Here is a 25,470-nt window from a genome sequence, read left to right as displayed (position 1 = left end):
AATGGGTGAACCCCATCATTCACGCTCAGTGATCACGCCTGGGTGGACGGTCCCGCCGGAATCTCGTTGGCACGTGCGACATTCCCTGCGACCACGCCCCTCTGCTCGGCTCTCGGGAGCCGCCACCAGCCTGCGCAGCCGCGCGGACACGGGTGGGACATCTCGTGCAGCACAAGACCTTCCGCACCGAACACCGGTTGTTGCCACGACATGGTTCCCGACCCCTTGCACAGCAGGCACGTGTGCTCTTCACCTTCCACAGGTGGTAACTACTCCACACCGGACATTGCGGGCAATCGCTGGATCGAGGGGAGCTCAACGATGGCGGTCGTGATCGTGACGGGAGCGGGATCGGGCGTGGGGCGCGCGGCCGCACGGACCCTGCTGGAGGCGGGGTTCCAGGTGGCGCTGGCTGGCCGCCGCGAGGACGCGCTGCGCGAGACCGCCGAGGGTTTCGCCGCGAGCACGCTGGTCGTGCCGGCCGACGTGTCGCGTGAGGACTCGGTGAGCGCTCTCTTCCGGGCGGTGGTGGACGAGTGGGGCCGGGTGGACGTGCTGTTCAACAACGCGGGCACCAACGTGGCGGCCACGCCGATCGAGGAGTTCAGCCTCAGCGCGTGGGAGGAGGTCGTCGGGGTGAACCTGACGGGCGCGTTCCTGTGCGCGCGGGAGGCGTTCAGGGTGATGAAGGCGCAGGGTGGTGGCCGGATCATCAACAACGGCTCCATCTCGGCGTCCGTGCCGCGCCCGCACGCCGTCGCCTACAATGCGACAAAGCACGCGATGACCGGGCTGACCAGGTCGTTGTCGCTGGAGGGCCGCGCGCACAACATCGCGTGCGGGCAGATCGACATCGGCAACGCGGCGACGGCGCTGACCGAGCGGATGGGCCAGGGCGTGCTGCAGGCGGACCTGGGGACGAGGCCGGAGCCGACGTTCGACGTGCGGCACGTGGCCGACGCGGTGCTGTACCAGGCCCGGCTGCCGCTCGACGCGAACGTGCAGTTCATGACCGTGATGGCCACGGCCATGCCCTACATCGGCCGGGGCTAGCCGCGCCTAGATCGGCAGGGGCTGGGCCTGGTAGAGGCCCCCGCCGCGTTCCAGCAGGCCGAGGTCGACGAGGTAGCGGCGGATCGTCACGTGGTCGACCTCTCCCCCGTCGCACCACGCCCGCAGCCGCTCGTTGATCTCCGTCTCCTCGTAGTAGGTGCGCGCGGTGAACGCGTGCGACGCGACGTGTTCGAGGATCTTGCGGCGGCGGTCGTGGGCGACGGGCAGGGAGATGAGCTTGTCGCCGCGCACGAACGGTGCGAGCCCGTCGGAGGGCATCGCCTCGGTGAGCGTGGCGGCCAGCGGCTTGAGGTCGGCCGGGCGGGCGGGGTCGCCCTCGACCAGCCCGGCCTCCCGCAGCTTGCGCAGCGCGGTGCCCGCGTCCTTGGGCGTGAGCCCGGAGGCGGCGGCGACGTCGGCGAGCGTGCCCGCGCCGAGGACGACGGCGGCGAACGCCCGCAGCCTCGACGGTTCGGCCAGCACGCGCACGACGGTCTCCGGAGTGGTCATGCCTGCGAACGTATCCGCCGCGTCCAGTCGTTTATCGCGCGGCGGCCGGTGCCCCGGTCCACTCGCTCACCGTCCCACCAGCCCTTCGGCCAGGGTGTCGGCGAGGTAGGCGGCGAAGTCCGGCTCGTCGGGCTCGAGCACGTGCCGCACCCACGCGGTGCGTTCGTGGGCCAGCGGCGGGAGCTCCCACACGCAGCCGATGAGGTCCTTCGGGATGACGGTGAAGCGGGTGAGGTCGGGGTCGGTCGAGCCGAGGAACGGCTGGTCGCCGGAGACCGCGGTGCGGCAGTGCAGGACGTTGTCCCAGACCCAGTTGTAGGCGTTGAGGTACATGCCGGCGGCGCTGCGGTGCAGCACGGTGACCGTGGCGGGCGGCGTCGGGTCGGCGAAGTCCGGGTAGAGCCGGGGCAGGAACTCGTACGCGGCCGCGCGGATGTCGTCGGTGATCTCCAGCCCTGGGGTGACCACCTCGTACCGCTTCACGTTCCTGCCCGCGACCACCAGCGGTTCGCGCACCGCCAGGTTCTTCTCGTAGAAGGACATGCGTCGAACATATGAGCTATCACTGACATCCTGTGGCAGTGTGTCCGCGTGCGTGCGAGCCGGTTGGTGTCGTTGTTGCTCCTGCTGCAGACCAAGGGGCGGATGACCGCGCAGGCGCTGGCCGATGAGCTGGAGGTGTCGGTCCGCACGATCTACCGCGACGTGGAGTCCCTGCACGCGGCCGGGGTGCCGCTCTACGGCGACGCGGGCCCGGGCGGCGGCTACCAGCTGCTCGACGGGTACCGCACCCGGCTGACGGGGCTGACCGAGCAGGAGGCCGAGTCGCTGTTCCTGGCCGGGCTGCCGGGACCGGCCGCTGACCTGGGCTTGGGCGCGGCGGTGTCGGCGGCGCACCTGAAGCTGATGGCGGCGTTGCCGTCGCCGATGCGCGACCGGGCCGCGCGGATGGCGACGCGGTTCCACCTGGACGCCCCGGCCTGGTACTACGACCCGGAGCGCTCGCCGTTCCTGGAGCTGGTCGCGGACGCGGTGTGGCAGGCGCGGCTGCTGGAGGTGTCGTACCGGCGCTGGCAGGCGCCGGAGGAGGTGACGCGGGTGCTGCGGCCGCTGGGCCTGGTGCTCAAGGCGGGGCGCTGGTACCTGGTGGCGCTGGGGTCGACGCGGATCTCCACCTACCGGGTGACGCAGATCCAGGCTGCTCGGGTGCTGGACGACACGTTCGACCGGCCGGCGGACTTCGACCTGGCGGCGCACTGGGCGGCGGCGCTGGAGGACTTCCAGTCCCGCCAGCACACCGGGACGGCGGTGCTGCGGCTGTCGCCGCGCGGGCTGGAGTCGTTCTCGTCGAACGTGCTGCCGGTGGTGGCGCGGGCGGCCGAGGAGTCGGCGGTGCCCGACGGCGGGTGGACGCGGGTGACGATCCCGATCGAGTCGGTCGGGCACGCGGCCGGGATGCTGCTGCGGATGGGCGCCGAGGTGGAGGTGCTCGAACCCCTGGAGCTGCGGGAGCGGGTCAGCTCGGTGGTCCGGGAGCTGTCAGCGCTCTACGCGCCAGGTGGTGCCACAGGTGTTTGCTGACCTGCGGGTCGGCGTCGGCCTGGGAGAGGATCCACGGGTCGAGCCAGCCGTCGCACGCGATGGCCAGTCCTAACGCGACGGACTCGGGGGTGCGGAAGCCGGGGTCGAGGTCTGCTGTGGACAGCCGGAAGCCGCTGTGCCACTCGACTTCGCACGGCAGGCCGCGCGCGACGTCCTCGACCTCGGTGCCGCGGAAGGACGGGTCGAGCACGAGCGCCTCGACGTCGGCGAGGGTGACCGGGCCGTGGACGTGAGCCTCGATGTAGTTGTCGAGCGGGTCGCGGTCGTCGGCGTCGGCGAGCTCGATCAGCGGCAGGTGCCGGGCGGTGCCGAAGTCGACGGGTTCGAAGACGCTGTCGGGGTAGCAGAACGTGCTGCGGTCCAGGACGTCCTCGCGCAGCCGCAGGTGCGCCGACCCGAACCGCGGTGCGCCGCCGAACTCGCTGCGGCGGTGGTTGAGCGCGCCGTACTTGGGCCGGTCGGCGGGCGGGACGTGGTCGTAGGCGCCACCGAACAGGCGGCTCTCCCACCCCCAGCGCGCGCCGCCGGGGTGGGCGGTGAGGCCGCCGTTGCTGGTGCCGGTCTCGAACTGCGACCGGTAGACGCCGTCACGGGCCAGGGACGCGAGGACGCCTCGGCCGGGGTGGAAGTTGAGCGTGACGCGCAGGTCGCGCGGCACGGGCGGCCCGGCAGCACGCGCGAAGTTGTCGGTGCTGGCTGCGATGATGGGAATGGGGGTCCGCGGCCCCCCGGTGGGGGTCGAGGCGGAATCGATCCAGCGGGAGCCGGTCGGCTCGGACCCCGTCCGCCCGGCGCGTTCAGAGCTCACGGACCACCCGGCACGGGTTGCCCACGGCCAGCACCCGCGGCGGGACGTCGCGGGTCACGACGCTGCCGGCCCCGATCACGCTGTTCTCCCCGATCGTCACCCCCGCGCACACGATGACGCCGCCGCCGAGCCAGACGTTGTCGCCGATGGTGATGGGCGCGGCGGTCTCGAACCGCTGCCGGCGGGCCTCGTGGTCGTCGATCGGGTGCAGTGCGGTGAGCAGCTGGGCGCGCGGGCCGATGGACACGTCGTCGCCGATGGTGATCGTGGCGCAGTCCATGAGGATCGCGTCGTAGTTGACGAAGCTGTTGGCGCCCAGGTGGATCTGGTAGCCGTAGTCGCACTGCAGGCGCGGCATGACCCACGAGCCCGCGCCGACCGACCCGAACAGCTCGGCGATGACGGCGTCGTCGCGGGTGGCGTTGAACGTGTCCACGAGCTGCTGGGCGCGGCGGCGTTCGGCGACCAGTTCGGGGTCGGAGTCGCGGTAGAGCTCGCCGGCCATCATCTTCTGCTTCTCGGTGATCACCCTTCGAGAGTGCCCGAACGCAGCAGTGCGCGGGCGCGGGACGCGGCGATCTCCATCAACGCCACCAGCTCCTCGGCGCTGAAACCCGGCGGCGGCTCGACCGCGAGCACCACAGGTGTGGTGGTCGGCAGAGCCGGGCGTGCGGGCAGCTCACCTGCGGGAACAGTGGAAACCACCACAGGTGTTCTGGTGCCGACGGGGCCTGCGACGCGGGAGCGCAGCGCGTCGAGCAGTTCCTGTTCCGGTTTTCCCTTCAGCAGCAGCAGGACGAACGGGTCGGCGTCGAGCAGCCAGCCGACCTGGAACGCCAGTGCGGCGGCGTGGCGGCAGGGCAGCTCCCAGCCGGGGCAGTCGCAGTCGGGGTCGAGGTCGCCGATGCCGGGCAGCAGGTCCACGCCGACGTCGGCGGCGGAGGTGACCAGGGAGCGGGGCATGTCGTTGTCCAGCAGGGCGGCGATGTGGCCGGACTGCTCGGCGACGCGGTCGAGGAACCGTCCCCAGTGGACCTCGCTGAGCTCGGGGACGTGGACGGTGGTGCTGTAGGCGGTGTCGTCGTCGTGGACCTGGGCGTGCAGGCGGCCGGGGCTGACGGTGATCGGACCGACGACACCGGCGTGGGCGTAGCGGCGGCCCATGCGGATGACGGCGGCGTCGAGTGCGGTGTCCTCCAGGGCTTTCACCCAGGCCTTGCCCCACCAGGTGGTGGCGACGCGGCGTTTGGTCCTGGGGAACGCGGCGAACCCGCGTGCGGTCATCAGGTGCTCCTCAGCTGCACGAGCTCGGCGAGCTCCGCGTCGGTCAGTTCGGTGAAGGCGGACTCGCCCGCGGTGAGCACGGCGTCGGCCAGGGAGCGCTTCTCGGCCAGCAGCGCGGCGATGCGTTCCTCGACGGTGCCCTCGGTGACGAGCTTGTGGACCTGCACGGGCCGGATCTGGCCGATGCGGTAGGCGCGGTCGGTGGCCTGGTCCTCCACGGCGGGGTTCCACCAGCGGTCGAAGTGGATCACGTGGTCGGCGCGGGTGAGGTTGAGGCCGGTGCCGGCGGCCTTGAGCGACAACAGGAACACCGGGGCGCGGCCGGCCTGGAAGTCCTCGACCATCCGCTCGCGCTGGGCCACGGGCGTGCCGCCGTGCAGGAACCGGGTGGGTGCCTTCACGTGCTGTTCCAGCAGGCGGGCCATGGCGACGTACTGGGTGAAGATGAGCACGGAGCCGTCCTCGGCGAGGATGGTGCCGAGCAGCTCGTCGAGCAGGTCGAGCTTGCCCGAGGTGCCGCGCAGCGTGTCGTGGCCGAGGTAGTGCGACGGGTGGTTGCAGATCTGCTTGAGCCCGGTGAGCAGCTTGAGCACCAGTCCCCTGCGGGCCATGCCGTCGGCGGCGGCGATGCGGTCGAGCGTCTCGCGGGTCAGCGCCTCGTACAGGGCGGCCTGGTCGGTGGTGAGCGGGACGGGCAGGTCGGTCTCGGTCTTCGGGGGCAGCTCGGGTGCGACGCCGGGGTCGGACTTGCGGCGGCGCAGCAGGAACGGCCGCACGACGCGGACCAGCGTGTCGTCGGGTTCGGGCCAGCGGGCGCGGAACGCGCGGTGCGTGCCCAGCAGGCCCGGTGTCGTCCAGTCCAGGATGGACCACAGCTCCGACAGCGAGTTCTCCACCGGCGTGCCGGACAACGCCACGCGGGCCTGCGCGGGGATGGCGCGCAACGCCGTGGCGGTGCCGGAGTGCGGGTTCTTGACGTGCTGGGCCTCGTCGGCGACGACCATGCCCCACGTGTGCTCGCGCAGCGCGTCCACGTCCAGGCGCATGGTGCCGTAGGTGGTGAGCACGACGCCGTCGGCGGGCAGGGTCCGGTGTGGACCGTGGTAGCGGGTCACCGGCACGCCGGGTGCGAACCGGTGGATCTCGCGTTCCCAGTTGCCCAGCAGCGACGCCGGGCAGACGACCAGCGTGGGCGCGTCGAGGGCTTTGTGCAGGTGCAGTGCGATGAGCGTGATGGTCTTGCCCAGGCCCATGTCGTCGGCCAGGCAGGCGCCCAAGCCGAGCGAGGTCAGGTGGGCGAGCCAGCGCAGGCCGTGCAGCTGGTAGTCGCGCAGGGTCGCTCGCAGCGCGGGTGGCTGCGGAATCTCGGGGATGTGCGTGATGGTCCTGGCGAGGGAGTGCGGGGCGACCTCGACGCGGTCGCCGTCGATCACCGCGACCCCGGTGAGGGCGGCGGTGACGGCCTGTACGGCGGAGATCGGGGCGAGTCGCTGCCGGGCCTTGCGCGCGAGCCTCGGGTCCAGGAGCACCCACTGGTCGCGCAGCCGCACGACGGGGCGGCTGGCTTCGGCGATGAGGTCCATCTCGGCCTGGGTCAGCGGGTCGCCGCCCAGTGCGAGCTGCCAGTCGAACGTCAGCAGCTCGCCGGCGCCGAACTGCCCACTGGGTTCGCCGATGACCGCCTTGGCGCCGAGCGTGGTGTTGAGCTCCCTGGGCCAGTGGACCTCGACGTCGCTGTCGAGCAGCGAGGCGACGTCGTCGTCGGTGAGGTCGAGGTGGTGCGGGCTGGCCTGGTCGAGCAGCCGGTGCAGCGGCGCCCAGCTCGACCGCCGGATCGCCCGCAGCACGTCGAGCTCGCGGCCGGATCCGGCGACGTCCTGCGGGTGGGCGTCGGTGACCGCGCGGACCTGCACGGTCGCGCGGAGGTCGAGGTCGACGCGCAGGGAGAGGGTGATCTGCTCGTCGGCCCACGCCTTGAGCTCCGGCACGGAGCACGGCCGCACCGCCGCGAACGGTCGTGCGCCGGTCTCGTCGGCCCAGTCGCGGGGCAGGGCGTCCGCGATCGCGTCCATGAACGCCCGTAGTTGCTCGTAGGACCCGTGCGCGGCCAACGCGCGCAGGTGCAGCTCGTCGGCGTGGTCGAGCGGCCCGATCCGCCACGTGTCACAGCCCGCGGCGCTCACGCCCGGCACGATCCGGCCACGGGCGACGAGGGTCAGCGCGGTCGCGGCGGCCACTGCCCAGTAGTCGTCCCGGCCCAGCACCGCTGGCAGGCTTTCGAGCAGGGGTTTTCCGTCGAGCTGACCGAGACGGGGTGGGTCGGCAGGCGCGAACATACCCTGTACCGTACAGCATACGGTACGGTAGTGTGGCCGTCGTGATCGAACACACGGGCAGCGGTGACCCGGCGCGGACGCTGGCGTTGCTGTGGCGCACCCAGGAGCGGACCAGCCGCAGGGGCAAGCCGGACCTGAGCGTGGACCGGATTGTGCAGGCGGGTATCGCCCTGGCCGACGCCGAGGGCCTGCGGGCGTTGTCGATGCGCCGCGTGGCCGAGGCGCTGGGTGTGGGCACGATGTCGCTCTACACCTACGTGCCCGGCAAGGGCGAGCTGATCGACGTCATGGTCGACACCGTGCAGCAGACCACCGGCCGCGAGGCGAGCGAGGGCTGGCGGGCGCACCTGGTGTACGTGGCGCGGGAGAACCTGGCGCTGCACCGGCGGCACCCGTGGTTGCTGCAGGTGGCGCCCTCGCGCACGGTGCTGGGCCCGCAGGTGGCGGCGAAGTACGACTTCGAGCTGCGGGGGCTGGAGGGCATCGGCCTGTCCGACGTGGAGATGGACTCGGTGCTGAACCTGGTGCTCGGCCACGTGCAGAACTCGGCGCGCGGGCTGACGGCGGCGGCGCTGACCGAGAAGGAGACCGGGCTGACCGACCGGCAGTGGTGGGACGCGGCGGCGCCGGTGCTGATGACGGTGTTCGACCCGGCCCGCTACCCGGTCGCCGCGCGGGTCGGCGGCGCGGTGGGTGAGCAGCACCAGAGCGCGTACAGCCCGGAGCACTCGTTCGACTTCGGCCTGGAGATGATCCTCGACGGGGTGGCGAAGCTGGTCGCCGCACGCCAGGGAGCGTGAGCGCGGCTGTCCGGCGTGTCGGCACCCGCACGGTGGCAGACCCGCGCGGAACCCGGCCGGCAACGCTCTGACCAGCGCGTCTGCGCCGCACGTCGGGCCCGGTGGGTGATCTCCGCGGTTACGGCCTGGTGACAGCTGCACCGATGAGCGGTGAATTCCCGCGCCGTGTGGACGAGGTGCCTACAGTTACGCCACGCGGCGTGGTGACGATCAACGGATGGGTGGCCGGGCCGTGGAGCAGGCACCGCCGCAGGAGGGCAGATCGTGGTGATCGACGCGCACCCCCGGCAGGCGCTCGTGCGCCGGGTCACCGGTCTCGCGCGGTCGACGCCGGGGCGGTTGAGCCTGATCATCCTGCTGCTGGTGCTGGCGAGTCTGACCAGCGGCGCGCTGACCACCTACAGCGTGGTGCGGCACTCGCAGGCGCTCGAGGACCTGTCCACCCAGTCCGAGCCGCTCTCGCACGCCGCGCAGGAGGTCTACCGGGCGTTGCAGGACGCGGACGCCACGGCGGCGAGCGCGTTCCTGTCCGGCGGGCTGGAGCCGGCGCGGCTGCGGGAGCGCTACGAGAAGGACATCGCGCAGGCCCAGGCGGCGCTGTCGGTGGCGACGGCCTCCTCCCCCGAGCTCACCGCGAACCTGGCCGCGCAGCTGCCGGTCTACACGGGGCTGATCGAGACCGCGCGCAGCAACAACCGCCAGGGCTACCCGGTCGGTGCCGCCTACCTGCGGGAGGCGTCGAACCTGATGCGCACCGAGCTGCTGCCGGCCGCGCAGGAGCTGTACCGGGCGGAGACGGGCCGGGTGACGCAGGCGCAGGACGAGGCGCGGTTCCCCGTCGGCGAGGTGCTCATCGCGCTGGCGTTCGTGATCGCGTTGCTGCTGACCCAGCGGTACCTGACCCGCAAGACCAACCGGGTGCTCAACATCGGCCTGCTGGTCGCCACGGCCGCGGCGGTGCTGTCGCTGCTGTGGGTGACGACGGTGTCGGTGCTGGTCATGCGGGACGTCGGCGACAGCCGCACGGCCTCGCAGCAGGTCGACGTGCTGGCGCGGGCGCGGATCGCGACGCTGACCGCGCGCGGCGACGAGACGCTCACGCTGGTGGCGCGCGGTGCCGGGCAGACGTACGAGAAGAGCTTCGTGGAGACCTCCGACCGCCTCAAGGGGCTCCTGGAGCAGGCGCGTCCCGGTGACGGTGGTGCGGTGGACGAGGCCAGGCAGGCGTTCGCGCAGTGGCAGCAGGTGCACCGGCGGATCCGGGAGGCCGACGACGCCGGGCAGTACGCCGAGGCGGTGAAGCTGATCGACAACTCGTTCTTCGACTCGCTGGACCAGGCGCTGGTGCGGGCGATCGGTGAGGCCAGGCAGGACTTCAGCGACGAGGTGGCGGTGGCGCGTTCGACGCTGGCGGGCACGGTCGTGGGGTTGCTGGTGCTGTCGCTGATCAGCGCGGCCGGGTCGACGGCGGGTCTGTGGCAGCGGCTCAAGGAGTACCGATGAGGCGGCTGGTGCTCGCGGCGGTCCTGCTGGTGGGTGCCTGCACGAGCGGGCCGGTCCCCAGCGAGGTGATCCCGAGGGAGGCGCCGGTTCCGGTGCCGGCGGGTGCGAGCACGGTGACGGCCGCGCCGACGACCTCCCCCGGTCCGGCGCCGCGGTGTGACGCCACGGCGAGCCTGCGTCCCGGCCCGCTGCCGCCTGCCGGGCAGATGCCGGCGGGGTCGGCCATGGACCGCATCCTCCAGCGCGGCCGCCTGATCGCCGGGGTGGACCAGAACTCGTACCTGATGGGGTTCCGCAACTCGTTCACCGGCGAGATCGAGGGCTTCGACGTCGACGTGGCCCGCCAGATCGCGCGGGCGATCTTCGGCGACGCGACGAAGGTGCAGTTCAAGGTGGTCACGGCCGCGGAACGGATCGGGGTGCTGCAGCGCGGCGAGGTCGACGTGGTGGCCAGGACGATGACGATCACCTGCGAGCGGCTCAAGGATGTCGACTTCTCGGCGGTGTACTACCAGGCGGGGCAGCGGGTGCTGGTGCGCCGCAACGCCGGCATCGCCGGTGTCGACGCGCTGGGTGACAAGAAGGTGTGCGTGGCGTCCGGGTCGACCTCGCTGGGCAACGTGGTGGGCAGGGCGCGCACGCTGGTGTCGGTGCCGAACTGGACGGACTGCCTGGTGATGCTGCAGCAGGGGCAGGTGGACGCGATCTCCACCGACGACACGATCCTGGCCGGTCTGGCCGCGCAGGACCCGTACACCGAGGTGGTGGGGGCGCGGTTCACCGACGAGTCCTACGGGATCGGGGTGCCCAAGGGGCAGGAGGACCTGGTGCGGTTCGTCAACGGGGTGCTGGAGCGCATGCGCGCCGACGGCACGTGGGCGGAGACCTACCGGCGGTGGCTGGGCACGCTGGGGCCGGCACCGCAGCCGCCGGTCGCGCGTTATCGGGACTGAAAGGGGGCGGCGATGAGCGAGGAGCTGGACCTGCCGGTGACCGGGCCCGCGACCTCTCCCGGGACGGCGCCGTGGTCGGTGTCGCAGCCGGCGACGGGGTCGGGCCGGTCGCGGCGTGCCTCGGCGCGGTCGACGAGCCGGGGCCGGTTGGGCGCGGGGCTGGTGGAGGTGCCGCGGGTGCCCTACCGCGACCCGAAGACCGCCGTGCTGCCCGACCCGGAGGTGCCGGAGGCGAAGCGGTTCTGCTCGCGGTGCGGCAAGGAGGTCGGCCGGGCCAGGGACGGCAAGCCGGGCCGGGTGGAGGGATTCTGCCCGCAGTGCGGTCACCGCTACTCCTTCACGCCCAAGCTCGCGCCCGGTGAGGTGCTGCACGACCAGTACGAGGTGCTGGGGTGTCTGGCGCACGGCGGCCTGGGGTGGCTGTACCTGGCGCTCGACCACGCGGTGAGCGACCGGTGGGTGGTGCTCAAGGGCCTGCTCGACTCCGGTGACGCCGACGCGATGGCGGCGGCGCTGGCGGAGCGGCGGTTCCTGGCCGAGGTCGAGCACCCGAACATCGTGAAGATCCACAACTTCATCCGGCACGCGGACCGGGAGACCGGCAGCCTCGTCGAGTACATCGTGATGGAGTACGTCGGCGGCGAGTCGATCAAGGAGATGATCACGCGCAGCCGCCGGGAGGGCCGCGGCGACGAGGTGTTGCCGCTGGCGCAGGCGATCGCGTACGTGCTGGAGATCCTGCCGGCGCTGGGCTACCTGCACGGTGTGGGGCTGCTGTACTGCGACTTCAAGCCGGACAACATGATCCACACCGAGGAGCAGCTCAAGCTGATCGACCTGGGCGCGGTGCGCCGCGTCGACGACCACCACTCGCCGATCTACGGCACGGTCGGCTACCAGGCGCCGGAGATCGGCACGATCGGGCCGTCGGTGTTCTCCGACATCTACACCGTCGGCAGGGCGCTGGCGGTGATGAGCTTCCCGTTCGACTTCCGCGGCCGCTACAAGGACCGGTTGCCCACCGCCGACGAGGAGCCGCTGCTGGCGCGGTTCTCCTCGTTCCACCGGCTGCTGCTGCGCGCGACGAACCCGAACCCGGAGCTGCGGTTCTGCACCGCCGAGGACATGGCCGAGCAGCTCACCGGTGTGCTGCGCGAGGTGCTGGCGATCGAGGACGGCGTGCAGCGGCCGGGCATGTCGCGGCAGTTCACGCCGGAACGGCGCCGCTTCGGCGTCGAGGGGGGCCTGGACCTGCGGGAGGTGGCCTCGGCGTTGCCGGCGCCGAGCGTGAGCACCTCCGACGCGGCGGCCTCGTGGCTGGCGACGGCGACGACGTCGGACCCGGCGGGGCTGCGCAAGGCACCGGAGTACACGGTGGAGGTGCGGTTCCGCATCGTGCGGGTGCTGATCGAGTCCGGTGACACCGCGGCGGCGCTGCGGGAGCTGGAGGCGCTGACGACGCCGTCGCTGTTCGACGAGCCGGACGTCGACCCGGAGGACTGGCGGCCCGACTGGTACCGGGGGCTGGCGGCGCTGGCCGACGGCCACGCGGACGAGGCGCTGGGGTTCTTCGACGCGGTGTGCTCGGCGGTGCCCGGTGAGGCGGCGCCGAAGCTGGCGCTGGGGGTGTGCGCGGAGGCCACCGGGGACCTGCGCTCGGCGGCGCGGTGGTACGAGCTGGTGTGGCGCACCGACCACGCGTACGTGTCGGCGGCGTTCGGTCTGGCGCGGGTGCTGCTGGCGTGTGGTGACCGTGCGCAAGCGGTGCGGGTGCTGCTGGCGGTGCCGGACACCTCCTCGCAGCACCTGGCCGCGCAGATCGCCGCGGTGCGCGCGCAGCTGGGCGACTGCGCCGCGGAGGACCTCGTGGCGGCCGGGGAACGGTTGGGGGCCTTGGACATCGACGTCCACTCGCACACCCAGCTGTCGGCCGAGGTGCTGGAGGCGGCGTTCCACTACGTGACCCGCAATCAGGCCGCCGAGGGCAAGGTGCTGGACTGTGCACTCTCCGAACACGAGCTTCGGCTGGGTCTCGAGCGGCGCTACCGCACGCTGGCCCGGTTCGCGGCCACGCCGGAGGAACGGATCGCATTGGTGGACCGCGCGAACGCGGTAAGGCCTAGGACGTTGGTTTGATGGACACCCTGAAGTGCCCGGACTGCTTCGCCCCGATCGCCGCGGAGGACCGGTTCTGCGAGGCGTGCGGCCGCAACCTGCTGGTGCGGCGCACGCCCATCGGCGGACCGACCGGTCCGGCGCAGGCTTCGTGCATCCTGTGCGGATCACCCGACATCGACGACGAGGACTACTGCACCCAGTGCGGGCGTCACCAGCCCTCGGCGCGTGACCGGGTGGAGTACTCCCTCGGCGCGGTGTCGGGGGTGAGCGACCGGGGCAAGCGGCGGGCGCGCAACGAGGACTCGATGGCGTTCGGCCAGGTCGCGGGCGCGGGTGTGGCCGCGGTGGTGTGCGACGGGGTGGCGTCGTCCGAACGCGCGGAGCAGGCCTCGCAGGCCGCTGCCGACGCGGCGGTGGACGTGCTGCTCAACGCGTTGATCGAGTCCGCGGACGCCGAGCAGGCGATGGTGGACGCGGTGGCGGCGGCATGCCTGGCGGTGGAGCAGCTGGTCGAGATCGAGCCGGTCGAGTCCGGTGGCCGGGGTGTGGCGCCGTCGTGCACGTTCGTCGCGGTGGTGGTCACGCCGTCGTCGGTGACGGTGGGCTGGGTGGGTGACTCGCGCGCGTACTGGCTGGCCGGGGAGGGCTCCACGCAGCTCACGGCGGACGACACGTGGGCGGCGCAGCTGGTGGCCGAGGGTGTGCTGACCGAGGAGCAGGCGCGCACGGACCGGCGCGCGCACGTGCTGTCGCGGTGGATCGGCGCGGACGCGGGCCCGGTGGTGCCGCAGGTGGCGACGTTGCGGCCGGCCACGGCGGGGACGTTCCTGCTGTGCTCGGACGGGCTGCACAACTACCGGCCGCAGCCGGAGGACCTGCAGCCGCTGCTGCCGTGCGGGCCGGAGGACTTCGTGAAGGTCGCGCTGGACGCCGGTGGGCACGACAACATCACGGTGGTGCTGGTGCCGTTCGTCCCGGGCGACTGAGCAGTCCGTGCAGGGCCAGGTCGACGAGCCGGTCGGCCTGGTCCGCGCCGGTGTGCTCGCGGGTCCAGGCGGCGGCGTTGACCAGCGCGAACACGTCGTCGCCGCTGACCCCTGCCCGCACGACGCCGGCCTCGGCCGCGCGGTCGAGCAGCCGCTGGCCGATGGCGGTCATGCGCACGCACGAGTCGTGCAGCTCGTCGTCGCCGCCTTCGGCGAGCAGGCCCGCGAGGCCCCGGTAGGTGGCGGCGTGGGCGACGACCAGGTCGATCCACCGCCGCAGTGCACCGGCCGGGTCGGTGGCCGGCAGCGCCTCGCCGCGGGCGAAGAGCTCCTCGTTGCGCTGCGCCAGCAGAGCGCCGACCAGGGCGCGGCGGTGCGGGAAGTGGCCGTAGAGGGTGCCGATCGCGACGCCGGCGCGGCGGGCGATGCCCTCCAGCGAGGCGCCGGTGCCCAGCTCGGCGAACGCGGCGTCGGCCGCGGCGAGCAGGTTCTCGCGGTTGCGGCGCCCGTCGGCGCGCGGTCGTCGTCCGGTGGTCACCGTTGCCCGCCCCCTTAAGTCGAGGTAGCCTCGGTGTATAAGTCGAGGCTGCCTCATTCTAGGTTGCCTCAGGTGGGCTGGCCTTTTCAGGGGGAACGGCATGATCCTCGTGTTCGGTGCCACCGGGACCATCGGCCGTCACCTGGTGCGGCAGCTGCCGGCCGGTGAGGTGACGGCGTTCGTGCGCGATCGGGCCGCCGGTGCGCGGCTGGGGTGCCGGTTCGTGGTGGGTGACCTGGACGACCCGGCGTCGGTGGCGGCGGCGCTCGCGGGGGTGGACCGGGTGTTCCTCAACTCCGGTGGCGCGGTGCCGGTGCCGGGTGAGCAGCCGTTGGTGCGTCAGCAGCGCACCGTGATCGACGCCGCGTCCGCCGCGGGCGTGGAGCACGTGGTGAAGCTGTCGGTGTGGCACGCGGGGGTGGGCCGGCGGCTGGCCGAGGGAGCGCACGGGGTCGTGGAGCGGCACCTGGCGGCGTCCGGACTGCGGTGGAGCGTGCTGCGGCCCAACGGGTTCATGCAGAACTTCCACACCGGCGGCGGCACGTTCACCCGGGACGGTGACCTGCTGGGCGCGTACGGCGCGGCGCGCATCTCCTACGTCGACTGCGTGGACGTCGCGGCGGCCGCGGCGGTGCTACTGACCGGCGAGGCCCGTGACGGCGCGACGTTCGTCCTCACGGGACCGCGGGCGCTGACGCAGGCGGAGATCGCGGCCAGGCTGTCGGCGGTGGCCGGGCGAGAGATCCGCTACCGCGACCTGCCCGCGCCGCGGTTCGCGCGGGAGCTGGTCGCGCTGGGGGTGCCGGAGGGCTTCGCGGCGGACGTGGCGGCGATGTTCGCCGAGATCTCCGACGGGCGGCTGGCGGACGTCACGCCCGACCTGCCGGAGCTGATCGGCCGGTCGTCGCGCACGTTCGAGGAGTTCCTGCGCGACGAACGGGACGCGGTGCGCCGCACCTGGGCGGCCTGATTCACCGCAGTGTGATTCACCGCGGCCTGATTTACCGCGACCTGATTTACCGCCGGCTAACCGGGCGGGGTCACGGTGGGCGGGTGAGAATCGTTTCTGTCGCGGCGGCGGCCGCGTTCATGCTGGCCGGGTTGTCCTCGGGCGTCGCGCACGCCGAAAGCGCGCCCGGTTGTGGCCCGGTCGCGCAGATCGGCAAGACCGCCTACATCGGCTGGGAGGCCGGCGCGCAGTGGGCGTCGGTGAAGCAGTTCAAGGGCTGCAACAAGAACTGGGCGTACGTGTACGTGTGGGACAGCTACCACAACGGCGGCTACGACTACCAGGTCTCGGCGGGGATCCTGACCTCCAGTGGCACGAAGGGCTACCGCAAGGGCTCGAACCGGCAGCGGGAGGTGTGGTCGGCGGGCACCGCCACGTTGACGGTGTGCACGCAGGCGCAGGGGCACCTGTACGACAACCCGGAGTACGCGCACTTCGCGAACACCGAGAAGCGGTGCTGAGATGAGCTGATGCGAGGGTCGGTGTTGATCGCGGTGGCGGTGGTTGTCACCATCGTCGCCGTGGTCTTCTCGTTCCAGCGCAAGCTGGTCTACTTCCCCTCCCCCGGTCCGCTGCCGTCCGCCGGGGAGGTCCTGCCCGGCGGGCGGGACGTGCGGCTGGTGACGGCGGACGGCCTGGTGCTGCAGGGCTGGCACGTCGAGGTGCGCGACGCGCCGGCGACGGTGCTGGTGTTCCCCGGCAACGGCGGCAACCGGCTGGGCCGGGTGCCGCTGGCACGGGAGCTGGCCGACGCCGGGTTGTCGGTGCTGCTGTTCGACTACCGCGGCTACGGCGGCAACCCCGGCACGCCGTCGGAGGAGGGCCTGGCGATGGACGCGCGGGCCGCGCTGGACCTCGTCGACGGGCCGGTGGTCTACTTCGGCGAGTCGCTGGGCGCGGCGGTGGCCGTCGAGCTCGCCACCCACCGCGCCCCCGCGGGGCTGGTGCTGCGCTCGCCGTTCGTGTCGCTGGCCGAGGTCGGTTCGCACCACTACCCGTGGCTGCCGGTGCGGATGCTGTTGCAGGACAAGTACCCGGTGACCGAACGGGTGTCCGGTGTGGACGCGCCGGCGGTGGTGCTGCTGGGCACCGCGGACTCGGTGGTGCCGCCTGACCAGAGCCGCGCGGTGGCGGCGGCCGCGCGGGCGAGGCTGCTCGAGGTGGCCGGGGCGGACCACAACGACGAGGTGCTCGTGTCAGGGCGTGCGGTCATCGACGCGGTGGTGTCGGTGAGCCCACGGCCCTAGACACCGGTGCCGAACGGGTTGTCGATCACGTACCGCCAGCGGCCGTCGGCGCCGAGGCGCGCCACGTCGGTGGCGGTGCCGGTGAGGTCGCCGATGGCCCAGTCGACGATGAGCAACGCGATGCCGTCGCAGCGGTACACGTGCCGCGGTGCCACCTCGATCGGCCGGCCGGTGTCGAGGAACGCCTGGTTGGCGCCGCGCCGGTCGGGGCCGGTGACGGTGCGGCCGGGTTCGGGCACGAACAGGGCGCCGGGTTCGTAGACCGCGTCGACGGCGTCGGCGTCGCGGGAGTTGAAGGCGGCGGCGAAGGCGTGGGCCACACTGGCGGGGTGGATGGTCATGAGGCCAGCGTGGCGAGCGAGCGCGTGGGTCACCAAACGGTGACCTGGGACGAGGAGCTGGTGCCCTCGGAGCGGGGCCGCACGGTGGCGCCGTCGCCGCGGTGCCCGGTCGAGGTGGCGCTGGCGGCGGTCAGCGGCCGGTGGGCGACGCTGGTGCTGCGGGACCTGATGGGCGGGCCGCGGTCGTTCAGCGCGCTGCGGACCGGGTTGCCGCAGCTCAGCGCGAAGGTGCTGACCGAGCGGCTCGACGGGCTGGTGGCGCAGGGGCTGGTGCGCCGCGACCGCTCCCCCGGTTTCCCGGCGCGCACCGAGTACGCGCTGACCGACGCGGGCCGGGCGCTGCGGCCGTTGCTGGTGGAGCTCTACCGCACGGGTGAGGCGCTACTGCGGCGGCGCGATCTCGCCTGATCCGCGGCGCACGAGCGCGGCGGGCACGACGGCGTGCACGGGTGGTGAGGTGTCGCCGTCGATGCGGGCGAAGATGAGCTCGGCGGCTTTGCGGCCCAGGCCCGGCACGTCCTGGCGCACGACGGTGACGCCGGGTTCGAGCATGTCGGCCAGGGGGAAGTCGTCGAAGCCGATGAGTGCGACGCGGTGGTGCAGGCCGTGCGCGCGCAGCACGCGCATGGCGCCGACGGTGACGAGGTTCTGGGCGGTGAACAACGCCGTGGGCGGCCTGTGCAGCTCCAGCAGCGCGGTGGTGGCCTGCGCTGCGAGGTCGGCGCCGTGCAGGTCGGTGCGCACGAGCTCCTCGCGCAGGGTGAGCCCGGCCTGGGCGAGGCCTTCCAGGTAGCCGGTGTAGCGCTCCTGGCTGGTCCACAGGGTGCGGCGGTCGCCGAGGAAGGCGATGTCGCGGTGGCCGAGCGCGGCGAGGCGGGCGACGGCGTCGCGGGAGCTGTCGCGGTTGGTGGTGGTGACGCAGTCGGTGCCGCCGAAGGTGGGCGGCCGGTCGACCAGGACCATCGGGGTGCCGCGTTCGCGTTCCTGCTGCAGGGCGTCCTGGTGGCCGCCGGCGGCCATGACGACGACGCCGTCGACGCGGCGCGCGGCCAGCGAGACGAGCAGCTCGTGCTGCAGGGTGCGGTCGTCCTCGCTGCTGCCGGCCAGGACCAGCACGCCGCTGTGGCGGGCGCGGTCCTCGACGGCGCGCAGCAGGGCGGAGTCGAAGGGGTTGGACAGGTCCTCGAACAGCACGCCGATGGTGGCGCTGCGGCGGTCGGAGCGGCGCAGGCTGCTGGCGGTGAGGTTGGGCCGGTAGCCCAGGGTGCGGGCGGCGGCGCGGACGCGGTCGACGACCTCGGCGCCGGCGCCGGGCAGGCCGTTGATGACGCGGGAGACGGTCTTGGTGCTCACGCCCGCGAGGGCGGCGACGTCTCTCATCGTCGGTTCGCGTCGATCTGCTGCGTGGTCCATCCGCACCCACTTCCCGGTAACGCTTGGGTAACGCCCGCTTGTCGCCCGTTTTGCGGGAAGGCTAGCGTCATCGATGACGTAGCGAAATACCGCTGATTCTCATCGCGTAACCGCGTTCTCCCCACACTGTCGAGCACCTCTGGGCGCACGGTTACGTCAACGTTGACGTAGGGAGTTTGTCATGCGCAGGACTGTCGGTGTGACCGCTGCTGCGGTGCTGGGCCTGGTCACGGCGTGCGGTGGCGGCGGTGGTTCGTCCGGTGACGCGACACTGGTCGGGCTGGTGACCAAGACCGACACGAACCCGTTCTTCGTGAAGATGAAGGAGGGCGCGCAGCAGGCGGCGTCCTCGACGGGTGCGCGGGTGCAGTCGTTCGCGGGCAAGCAGGACGGCGACAACCAGACGCAGGTGGACGCGGTGGAGAACCTGATCGCCTCGGGCGCGAAGGGCATCCTGATCACGCCGAACGACTCGAAGGCGATCGTGCCCTCCATCGACAAGGCACGTGCCGCGGGTCTGCTGGTGATCGCGCTGGACACGCAGCTGGAACCGGCGAACGCCGCGGACGCGACGTTCGCGACCGACAACTACCGGGCGGGGCTGCTGATCGGGCAGTGGGCGAAGGCGAAGTTCGCCAAGGACGGCAAGCAGGCCAAGATCGCGCTGCTGGACCTCAACCCCAACCAGGTGTCGGTCGACGTGCAGCGCGACCAGGGGTTCCTGGAGGGCTTCGGCGTGGACGTGAAGGACAAGAACCGCATCGGTGACGAGTCCGACCCGCGGATCGTGGGCCACGACGTGACCAACGGCGACCCCTCCGGTGGCCGCACGGCGATGGAGAACCTGTTGCAGAAGGATCCGGGCGTCAACCTGGTCTACACGATCAACGAGCCCGCGGCGGCCGGTGCGTTCGAGGCGTTGAAGGCGGCGGGCAAGGAGAAGGACGTCGTGATCGTGTCGGTCGACGGCGGGTGTCCCGGGGTGAACAACGTCAAGGCCGGCGTGATCGGCGCGACCTCGCAGCAGTACCCGTTGAAGATGGCGCAGCTGGGTGTGGAGGCGGTGGCGGCGTTCGCGAAGGACGGGTCGAAGCCGAAGGACACCGACACGGGCGTCACGTTGATCACCGACCAGCCGGCGGACGGGGTCTCCTCGAAGGACTCCGCGTGGGGCCTGCAGAACTGCTGGGGCTGAGCGATGACGACGACCACTCCCACCCGTCCGGCCGGCGGCGGCCCGGTCCCCGAGCAGCACCGGTCGGTGCTCACGCGCGTGCAGCACCTGTTGCACGCCCAGGCCACGATCGGCCCGGCGGTGGTGCTGCTGCTGGCGGTGATCGTGTTCGCGCTGCTGTCGGACCGGTTCCTCACGCCGGGCAACATCTCGCTGGTCCTGCAGCAGGTCGCGGTCGTGGGCACGCTCGCGGTCGGGCAGACGATCGTGATCCTGACGGCGGGTATCGACCTGTCGTGCGGGGCGATCATGGTGCTCACGTCGGTCGTGATGGCGAAGGTGGCGGCCAAGACCGGCCTGCCGGGGTTGCCGGCGCTGCTGCTGGGCTTCGCGGTGGGCACGCTGTGCGGGCTGCTCAACGGGGTGCTGGTGACGCGGCTGAAGCTGCCGCCGTTCATCGTCACCCTGGGCACGCTCAACGTGTTCTTCGCGCTGAACCTCTGGTACTCGGGCAGTGCGACGATCCGCGGCACCGACATGCCCGATCTGCTGCTGTGGACCGGTCAGACGTTCACCGTGGGCGGCACGCGCATCACCTACGGCTCGATCATGATGGTCGTGCTGGTGGCGGCGATGGCGTTCGTGCTGAAGAACACCGCGTGGGGCCGGCACGTCTACGCCACCGGTGACGACGCGGAGGCGGCCCGGCTGTCGGGCATCCGCACGACGCGGGTGCTGCTCAGCGTCTACGCGGTGGCGGGGCTGGTGTACGCGATGGCGGCGTGGACGTTGATCGGCCGCATCGCCTCGGCCAGCCCGCAGGCGGGACAGACCGACAACCTGGACTCGATCACCGCGGTGGTGATCGGCGGGACGTCGCTGTTCGGCGGGCGGGGCGCGATCGTGGGGTCGCTGATTGGGGCGTTGATCGTCGGGGTGTTCCGCAACGGCCTGGCCCTGGCGGGCGTGGACGTGCTGTGGCAGACGATGGCGGTGGGTGTGCTGATCATCGTGGCGGTGTCGCTGGACCAGTGGATCAGGAAGGTCAAGTCATGACCACGCCGGTGTTGCGGGCCGAGGGCCTGGTCAAGCGGTACGGCAAGGTCACGGCGCTGGCGGGCGCGGACCTGGAGCTGCTGCCCGGTGAGATCCTGGCGGTGATCGGCGACAACGGCGCGGGCAAGTCGTCGCTGATCAAGGCGTTGTCGGGGGCGGTGGTGCCGGACGAGGGCACGATCTTCGTCGACGGCGAGCCGGTGTCGTTCTCCACGCCGATCGACGCGCGCCGGGCGGGCATCGAGACGGTGCACCAGTCGCTGGCGGTCTCCCCGTCGCTCGACATCGCGACGAACCTGTTCCTGGGCCGGGAGCTGCGCCGCAAGGGCGTGCTGGGCTCGGTGTTCCGGATGCTGGACCGGGCCGGGATGCGGGAGGAGGCGCGCCGGCAGCTCGACGCGCTGGGGATCATGACGATCCAGAACCCCGGCCAGGCCGTGGAGACCCTCTCGGGCGGTCAGCGGCAGGCGGTGGCGGTGGCGCGGGCGGCGGCGTTCGGCAGCCGCGTGGTGATCATGGACGAGCCGACGGCGGCGCTGGGGGTGCGGGAGTCGCGTGCGGTGCTGGACCTGATCCTGCAGGTCCGCGACCGGGGCCTGCCGGTGATCCTGATCAGCCACAACATGCCGCACGTGTTCGAGGTGGCCGACCGCATCCACATCCAGCGGCTGGGGCGGCGCAAGGCGGTGGTGGACCCGGCGTCGGTGTCGATGTCGGACGCGGTGGCGATCATGACCGGCGCGCTGGAACCACCGCAGGCCGCCTGAGGGCCGCGTGGGTCTCGTCCGGTGCCGCACCGGACGAGACCCACGCTGTCACAGCGGTACGGCGTCGAGTGCCTTGTAGATGCGTTTGTCGCTGACGGTGTAGCGGGTGCCGATGGTCTGCGCGAAGTACGACAGCCGCAGCTCCTCGATCATCCAGCGGATCTCGTCGAGCTCGGGCGCGGGTTCGTCGGCCGGGCTCTGGGCGCGCAGCTCGCGGTACTCGGCGTGGACCTGGTGGACCTTCTCGGTCCACTCCAGGTCGCGGCGCGGGTTCTCGGGCAGCTTCTCGACGCGCCGCACGATGCCCTTGAGGTAGCGCACGAGGTCGGGCAGCCGGTCGTAGCCGGTGTGGGTGACGAATCCCTTGTACACCAGCGAGTTGAGCTGTGCGCGGATGTCGTTGACCGAGTCCGGGGCGCCCTTGAGGCCGGTGAGCGCGAGCTCGGCCTCGTGGGCGGCTTCGAGGACCTTGCGGACCTGCTGCACGACGACCCAGGTGGTGTCGTTGAGGGCGGCCTGGACCTTCTTCAGCTGCGCGGCATAGGTTTTCTGGTCCCACGCGGGTTCGCCCATGAGTCGGTCGACGGCGGCCATGATGCAGTCGGCGAGCAGGTTCGCGACGCCGCCGTGCGGGTTGCGGGTCAGCGCGAGCTTGGCGGCGTTGTCGAGGTGCCGTTGCAGGTGCTTGACCGGCGAGTTCAACCCCAGCAGCAACAGCCGGCGCACGCCGCGGCGGTGGGCGTACGCCTGCCGTCCGGGGGTGTCGAGGACCTTGATCGCCACGGTGTCGCCGCGGTCGACCAGCGACGGGTAGGCGGTGACGGTGATACCGGACTGGCGCTGCTCGATGGTCTGGGGCAGGGCGTCGAAGTCCCAGGTCGTGAGCCCGGTGCGTTCGAGGTGGCCGGCGGCCTGGCTGAGCGACTCGCGGACCTCGTCGCGCAGCTTCTCCTTCAGCGCGGCGATGTCCTTGCCCTCGGCGAGGGTGCGGTTGTGCTCGTCGACGACCTGGAAGGTGAGCTTGAGGTGGTCGGGCACGGCGGCGAACTGCCAGTCCTCGCGGTGCACGGTGACACCGGTGAGGGCTTTGAGCTCGCGTTCGACGCCGGTGAGCAGGCTGGTGTCCTTGGGGTCGATGCGGGCCAGCACGGCGGTGGCGACGTCGGGGACGGGCACGAAGTTGCGGCGGATCTGCTTGGGCAGCGACCGGATGAGGGCGACGACGAGGTCGTGGCGCAGGCCGGGGATCTGCCAGGAGAACGCGTCGTCGTCCAGCGCGGTCAGCGCGGGCAGGGGCAGCTGCACGGTGACGCCGTCGTTGCTGCTGCCGGGTTCGAAGTGGTAGCTCAGCGGCAGCGTGAGCTCGCCCTGGCGCCACTGGTCGGGGTAGGCCTCCGGCCGCACGTCGGCGCGGTCGTTGACCAGCATGTCCTTGGTGAAGGTCAGCAGGTTCTTGTCCTTCTGCTTCTTCCACCAGGTGTCGAAGTGCCGCGCCGAGACGACGTCGGGCCCGACGCGCTGGTCGTAGAACTCGTAGAGCGTCTCCTCGTCCACGACGATGTCGCGGCGCCGCGCCCGGTTCTCGAGCTCCTCGACCTCCTCGAGCAGGGCGCGGTTGGTGTGGAAGAACCGGTGGTGAGTGGTCCACTCCCCCTGCACCAGCGCGTGGCGGATGAACAGCTCACGCGACAGCTCGGGGTCGATGCGCCCGTAGTTGACCTTGCGGCCGGCGACGATCGGCACCCCGTAGAGCGTCACCTTCTCCAGCGCGACGACGGAACCGCGTCTGGTCTCCCAGTGCGGTTCGGAGTAGCTGCGTTTGACGACGTGCTCGCCGAGCCGTTCGGCCCACTCGGGTTCGATCTTGGCGACGATGCGCCCCCACAGGCGGCTGGTCTCCACGAGCTCGGCGGCCATGACCCACTGGGGTGGTTTCTTCGCGAGCGCGGAGCCGGGGAAGATCGCGAACTTGGCGTTGCGGGCGCCGATGAACTCCGTGAGCGGCCGGCGTTTCTCGCCCGGCGCCTGCTTTTTGAGCACGTCCTTGACGCCGATGTGGCTGAGCAGGCCCGACAGCAGCGCGATGTGGATGTTGCGCGGGTCGCCGGGGGTGTCGCCGGGGGTCATGCCGATCTGCTTGGCGACCTGCCGCAGCTGCAGGTAGATGTCCTGCCATTCGCGCACGCGCAGGTAGTTGAGGAACTCGTTCTTGCACAGCTTGCGGAACTGGTTGCCGCTCAGTTCCTTCTGCTTGTCCTTGAGGTACTGCCACAGGTTGAGGAACGTGACGAAGTCGGACTCGGCGTCGACGAACCGCGCGTGCTGCCCGGTGGCGGCTTCCTGCTGGTCGGCGGGCCGTTCGCGGGGGTCCTGGATGGACAGCGCGGCGGCAATGATCATGACCTCTTTGAGGCAGCCGGTGGTGTCGGCCTCCAGCACCATGCGGCCCAGGCGCGGGTCGACAGGCAGCTGCGCGAGCTTGCGGCCGGTCGGCGTGAGCGTCTGCTGTCCGGCGACCTTCTGCCCGGAGTCCAGGGCGCCGAGCTCCTGCAGCAGGCCGATGCCGTCGTTGATGTTGCGCGAGTCGGGCGGGTCGATGAACGGGAACTTCGCGACATCGCCCAGGCCGATGTTGGTCATCTGCAGGATGACGCTGGCGAGGTTGGTGCGCAGGATCTCCGCGTCGGTGAACTCGGGCCGTGCCTCGAAGTCCTCCTCGGAGTACAGGCGGATGCAGATGCCTTCGCTGACGCGCCCGCAGCGGCCCTTGCGCTGGTTGGCCGAGGCCTGGCTGATGGGTTCGATCGGCAGCCGCTGGACCTTGAGGCGGTGGCTGTAGCGGGAGATGCGGGCGTTGCCGGGGTCGATGACGTACTTGATGCCCGGCACGGTGAGACTGGTCTCGGCGACGTTGGTGGCGAGCACGACCCGCCGGCCGGTGTGGCGCTGGAAGACCCGGTGCTGCTCCCCCACCGACAGCCGCGCGTACAGCGGCAGGATCTCGGTGTCGCGCAGGTCCTCCTGCTTGAGGGCGTCGGCGGTGTCGCGGATCTCGCGTTCGCCGGACAGGAACACCAGCACGTCGCCGGGCCCCTCGGCCTGCAGCTCGTGGACGGCGTTGATGATGCCCTGGGTCTGGTCGTCGTCCTCCTCCAGCGGCCGGTACCGGGTCTCGACGGGGTAGGTGCGGCCGGAGACCTCGATGATCGGCGCGTCACCGAAGTGCGCGCTGAACCGCTGCGGGTCGATCGTGGCGGAGGTGATGACGACCTTGAGGTCGGGGCGGCGTGGCAGCAGCTGCTTGAGGTAGCCGAGCAGGAAGTCGACGTTGAGGCTGCGTTCGTGCGCCTCGTCGATGATGATCGTGTCGTAGCGGCTGAGCGTGCGGTCGGTCTGGATCTCGGCGAGCAGGATGCCGTCGGTCATGAGCTTGACCAGCGTGTCGTCACCGGACTGGTCGGTGAACCGCACCTTGTACCCGATCGTGTCACCGAGCTTGGTGCCGAGCTCCTCCGCGACCCGCTCCGCGACGGTGCGCGCGGCGATGCGGCGCGGCTGGGTGTGCCCGATCTGCCCGATCACACCCCGGCCCAGCTCCAGGCAGATCTTGGGCAGCTGGGTGGTCTTGCCCGACCCGGTCTCGCCCGCGACGATCACGACCTGGTGGTGCGCGATCAGGTCCTTGATCTCGTCCTTGTGCTGGCTGACCGGCAGCTCTTCGGGATAGCTGATCTTGGGAACGGACTCCCTGCGCAGCGCGACCTTGACCGCGGCCTCGTCGATCAGGCCGGCGATCTCCTCGGTGATCTTGCGGCGTGCCATCGGGTCTTTGACCTTGCGTACGCCGTCGAGGCGCCTGGCCAGCCTGCGTTGATCACGCGGCATGAGCTCGGGCAGGCGTTTGTGCAGTTCAGCGAGCGGGGTGTCCATTTGGGCTCAAGGATAGTCAGGCGGGTGCGAATCGCTCGCGTC

Annotated in this window: 24 protein-coding genes; 14 read left to right on the top strand and 10 right to left on the bottom strand. The window is 71.6% G+C overall.

Annotated elements, in window-relative coordinates; all coding sequences use genetic code 11:
- Positions 1 to 321 precede the first annotated feature (321 nt).
- Positions 322 to 1,053 carry an SDR family oxidoreductase gene (locus ADL03_RS00380; protein ID WP_053731302.1) on the top strand — a complete coding sequence of 244 codons (732 nt, stop codon included), beginning with the start codon at positions 322 to 324 and terminating at the stop codon, positions 1,051 to 1,053.
- A gap of 6 nt (positions 1,054 to 1,059) precedes the next feature.
- On the opposite strand, the gene ADL03_RS00375 is transcribed toward ADL03_RS00380, so the two are convergent.
- Both ADL03_RS00375 and ADL03_RS00370 read right to left on the bottom strand, forming a co-directional pair.
- Positions 1,060 to 1,563, bottom strand: coding sequence for a DUF2087 domain-containing protein (locus tag ADL03_RS00375; RefSeq protein WP_053731301.1), 504 nt, complete (start codon positions 1,561 to 1,563; stop codon positions 1,060 to 1,062).
- Positions 1,564 to 1,629: 66 nt separating this feature from the next.
- Complete coding sequence (locus tag ADL03_RS00370) at positions 1,630 to 2,106, bottom strand: hypothetical protein (RefSeq protein WP_053731300.1); 477 nt, start codon at positions 2,104 to 2,106, stop codon at positions 1,630 to 1,632.
- 48 nt (positions 2,107 to 2,154) lie between these two features.
- Here ADL03_RS00370 and ADL03_RS00365 point away from each other — a divergent pair, with 48 nt between their 5' ends.
- Positions 2,155 to 3,144, top strand: a complete 990-nt coding sequence (locus tag ADL03_RS00365; protein ID WP_053731299.1) for a YafY family protein — start codon at positions 2,155 to 2,157, stop codon at positions 3,142 to 3,144.
- Here ADL03_RS00365 and ADL03_RS00360 read toward each other — a convergent pair.
- Genes ADL03_RS00360 through ADL03_RS00345 form a run of 4 tightly spaced genes read right to left on the bottom strand, consistent with a single transcriptional unit; the run spans position 3,080 to position 7,593 of the window.
- Positions 3,080 to 3,973, bottom strand: coding sequence for a DUF3626 domain-containing protein (locus ADL03_RS00360; RefSeq protein WP_231641311.1), 894 nt, complete (start codon positions 3,971 to 3,973; stop codon positions 3,080 to 3,082). The genes ADL03_RS00365 and ADL03_RS00360 overlap by 65 nt on opposite strands.
- A complete protein-coding gene (locus ADL03_RS00355; RefSeq protein ID WP_053731601.1) occupies positions 3,963 to 4,481 on the bottom strand; it encodes a sugar O-acetyltransferase in 519 nt (172 codons plus the stop codon). Before ADL03_RS00355 ends, ADL03_RS00360 begins: the two co-directional genes overlap by 11 nt.
- Before the next feature lie 17 nt (positions 4,482 to 4,498).
- Entirely contained in the window at positions 4,499 to 5,257 is a 759-nt protein-coding gene (locus tag ADL03_RS00350; protein ID WP_063798419.1) for an SWIM zinc finger family protein, read from the bottom strand.
- The gene (locus tag ADL03_RS00345) at positions 5,257 to 7,593 is read right to left on the bottom strand and encodes a DEAD/DEAH box helicase (protein WP_053731297.1); all 2,337 of its coding nucleotides are present in this window, start codon (positions 7,591 to 7,593) and stop codon (positions 5,257 to 5,259) included. Before ADL03_RS00345 ends, ADL03_RS00350 begins: the two co-directional genes overlap by 1 nt.
- 41 nt (positions 7,594 to 7,634) lie before the next feature.
- On the opposite strand from ADL03_RS00345, the gene ADL03_RS00340 reads away from it, so the two are divergent.
- The 5 genes from ADL03_RS00340 (at position 7,635) to ADL03_RS00320 (ending at position 13,953) form a co-directional block, all read left to right on the top strand.
- Complete coding sequence (locus ADL03_RS00340) at positions 7,635 to 8,393, top strand: TetR/AcrR family transcriptional regulator (protein WP_197287952.1); 759 nt, start codon at positions 7,635 to 7,637, stop codon at positions 8,391 to 8,393.
- A 264-nt stretch (positions 8,394 to 8,657) separates the two neighbouring features.
- Positions 8,658 to 9,896, top strand: coding sequence for a hypothetical protein (locus ADL03_RS00335; protein WP_082372761.1), 1,239 nt, complete (start codon positions 8,658 to 8,660; stop codon positions 9,894 to 9,896).
- A complete protein-coding gene (locus ADL03_RS00330) occupies positions 9,893 to 10,849 on the top strand; it encodes a glutamate ABC transporter substrate-binding protein (protein WP_053731296.1) in 957 nt (318 codons plus the stop codon). Before ADL03_RS00335 ends, ADL03_RS00330 begins: the two co-directional genes overlap by 4 nt.
- Before the next feature lie 12 nt (positions 10,850 to 10,861).
- Positions 10,862 to 12,985, top strand: coding sequence for a serine/threonine-protein kinase (locus ADL03_RS00325; protein ID WP_053731295.1), 2,124 nt, complete (start codon positions 10,862 to 10,864; stop codon positions 12,983 to 12,985).
- Positions 12,985 to 13,953 carry a PP2C family serine/threonine-protein phosphatase gene (locus tag ADL03_RS00320; RefSeq protein WP_053731294.1) on the top strand — a complete coding sequence of 323 codons (969 nt, stop codon included), beginning with the start codon at positions 12,985 to 12,987 and terminating at the stop codon, positions 13,951 to 13,953. The genes ADL03_RS00325 and ADL03_RS00320 overlap by 1 nt, the downstream gene beginning before the upstream one ends.
- Here the strand turns inward: ADL03_RS00320 and ADL03_RS00315 are convergent.
- A complete protein-coding gene (locus ADL03_RS00315; protein WP_053731293.1) occupies positions 13,916 to 14,491 on the bottom strand; it encodes a TetR/AcrR family transcriptional regulator in 576 nt (191 codons plus the stop codon). The genes ADL03_RS00320 and ADL03_RS00315 overlap by 38 nt on opposite strands.
- Positions 14,492 to 14,591: 100 nt before the next feature.
- Between ADL03_RS00315 and ADL03_RS00310 the strand changes: the two genes are divergently transcribed.
- The 3 genes from ADL03_RS00310 (at position 14,592) to ADL03_RS00300 (ending at position 16,747) form a co-directional block, all read left to right on the top strand.
- Positions 14,592 to 15,461, top strand: a complete 870-nt coding sequence (locus ADL03_RS00310; RefSeq protein WP_053731292.1) for an NAD(P)H-binding protein — start codon at positions 14,592 to 14,594, stop codon at positions 15,459 to 15,461.
- A gap of 83 nt (positions 15,462 to 15,544) precedes the next feature.
- Positions 15,545 to 15,961, top strand: coding sequence for a hypothetical protein (locus tag ADL03_RS00305; RefSeq protein ID WP_157527709.1), 417 nt, complete (start codon positions 15,545 to 15,547; stop codon positions 15,959 to 15,961).
- 9 nt (positions 15,962 to 15,970) lie between these two features.
- Positions 15,971 to 16,747 (top strand): alpha/beta hydrolase, encoded by a 777-nt coding sequence (locus tag ADL03_RS00300; RefSeq protein WP_053731290.1) that lies wholly within the window; start codon positions 15,971 to 15,973, stop codon positions 16,745 to 16,747.
- On the opposite strand, the gene ADL03_RS00295 is transcribed toward ADL03_RS00300, so the two are convergent.
- Positions 16,744 to 17,088, bottom strand: a complete 345-nt coding sequence (locus ADL03_RS00295; RefSeq protein WP_053731289.1) for a DUF4440 domain-containing protein — start codon at positions 17,086 to 17,088, stop codon at positions 16,744 to 16,746. The genes ADL03_RS00300 and ADL03_RS00295 overlap by 4 nt on opposite strands.
- 24 nt (positions 17,089 to 17,112) lie before the next feature.
- Here ADL03_RS00295 and ADL03_RS00290 point away from each other — a divergent pair, with 24 nt between their 5' ends.
- Positions 17,113 to 17,496 carry a helix-turn-helix domain-containing protein gene (locus tag ADL03_RS00290; protein ID WP_082372758.1) on the top strand — a complete coding sequence of 128 codons (384 nt, stop codon included), beginning with the start codon at positions 17,113 to 17,115 and terminating at the stop codon, positions 17,494 to 17,496.
- Here ADL03_RS00290 and ADL03_RS00285 read toward each other — a convergent pair.
- Positions 17,470 to 18,468: a LacI family DNA-binding transcriptional regulator gene (locus ADL03_RS00285; protein ID WP_197287951.1), complete on the bottom strand. Its 999-nt coding sequence runs from the start codon at positions 18,466 to 18,468 to the stop codon at positions 17,470 to 17,472. The two genes, ADL03_RS00290 and ADL03_RS00285, sit on opposite strands and share 27 nt — an antisense overlap.
- A 214-nt stretch (positions 18,469 to 18,682) precedes the next feature.
- Between ADL03_RS00285 and ADL03_RS00280 the strand changes: the two genes are divergently transcribed.
- From ADL03_RS00280 to ADL03_RS00270, 3 genes are read left to right on the top strand one after another with little or no spacing between them, the layout of a single operon-like run.
- Positions 18,683 to 19,696 (top strand): sugar ABC transporter substrate-binding protein, encoded by a 1,014-nt coding sequence (locus tag ADL03_RS00280; protein ID WP_053731286.1) that lies wholly within the window; start codon positions 18,683 to 18,685, stop codon positions 19,694 to 19,696.
- 3 nt (positions 19,697 to 19,699) lie between these two features.
- Positions 19,700 to 20,731 carry an ABC transporter permease gene (locus tag ADL03_RS00275; protein WP_053731285.1) on the top strand — a complete coding sequence of 344 codons (1,032 nt, stop codon included), beginning with the start codon at positions 19,700 to 19,702 and terminating at the stop codon, positions 20,729 to 20,731.
- Positions 20,728 to 21,498, top strand: a complete 771-nt coding sequence (locus ADL03_RS00270; RefSeq protein ID WP_053731284.1) for an ATP-binding cassette domain-containing protein — start codon at positions 20,728 to 20,730, stop codon at positions 21,496 to 21,498. Before ADL03_RS00275 ends, ADL03_RS00270 begins: the two co-directional genes overlap by 4 nt.
- 48 nt (positions 21,499 to 21,546) lie before the next feature.
- Here the strand turns inward: ADL03_RS00270 and hrpA are convergent, their stop codons facing one another.
- Positions 21,547 to 25,428: an ATP-dependent RNA helicase HrpA gene (hrpA, locus tag ADL03_RS00265; protein WP_082372757.1), complete on the bottom strand. Its 3,882-nt coding sequence runs from the start codon at positions 25,426 to 25,428 to the stop codon at positions 21,547 to 21,549.
- Between the last annotated feature and the right edge of the window lie 42 nt (positions 25,429 to 25,470).

The sequence above is a fragment of the Nocardia sp. NRRL S-836 genome (assembly GCF_001279525.1).
In the GTDB taxonomy this organism is placed as follows: domain Bacteria; phylum Actinomycetota; class Actinomycetes; order Mycobacteriales; family Pseudonocardiaceae; genus Lentzea.
This window is presented reverse-complemented; position numbering and strand designations above follow the sequence as displayed.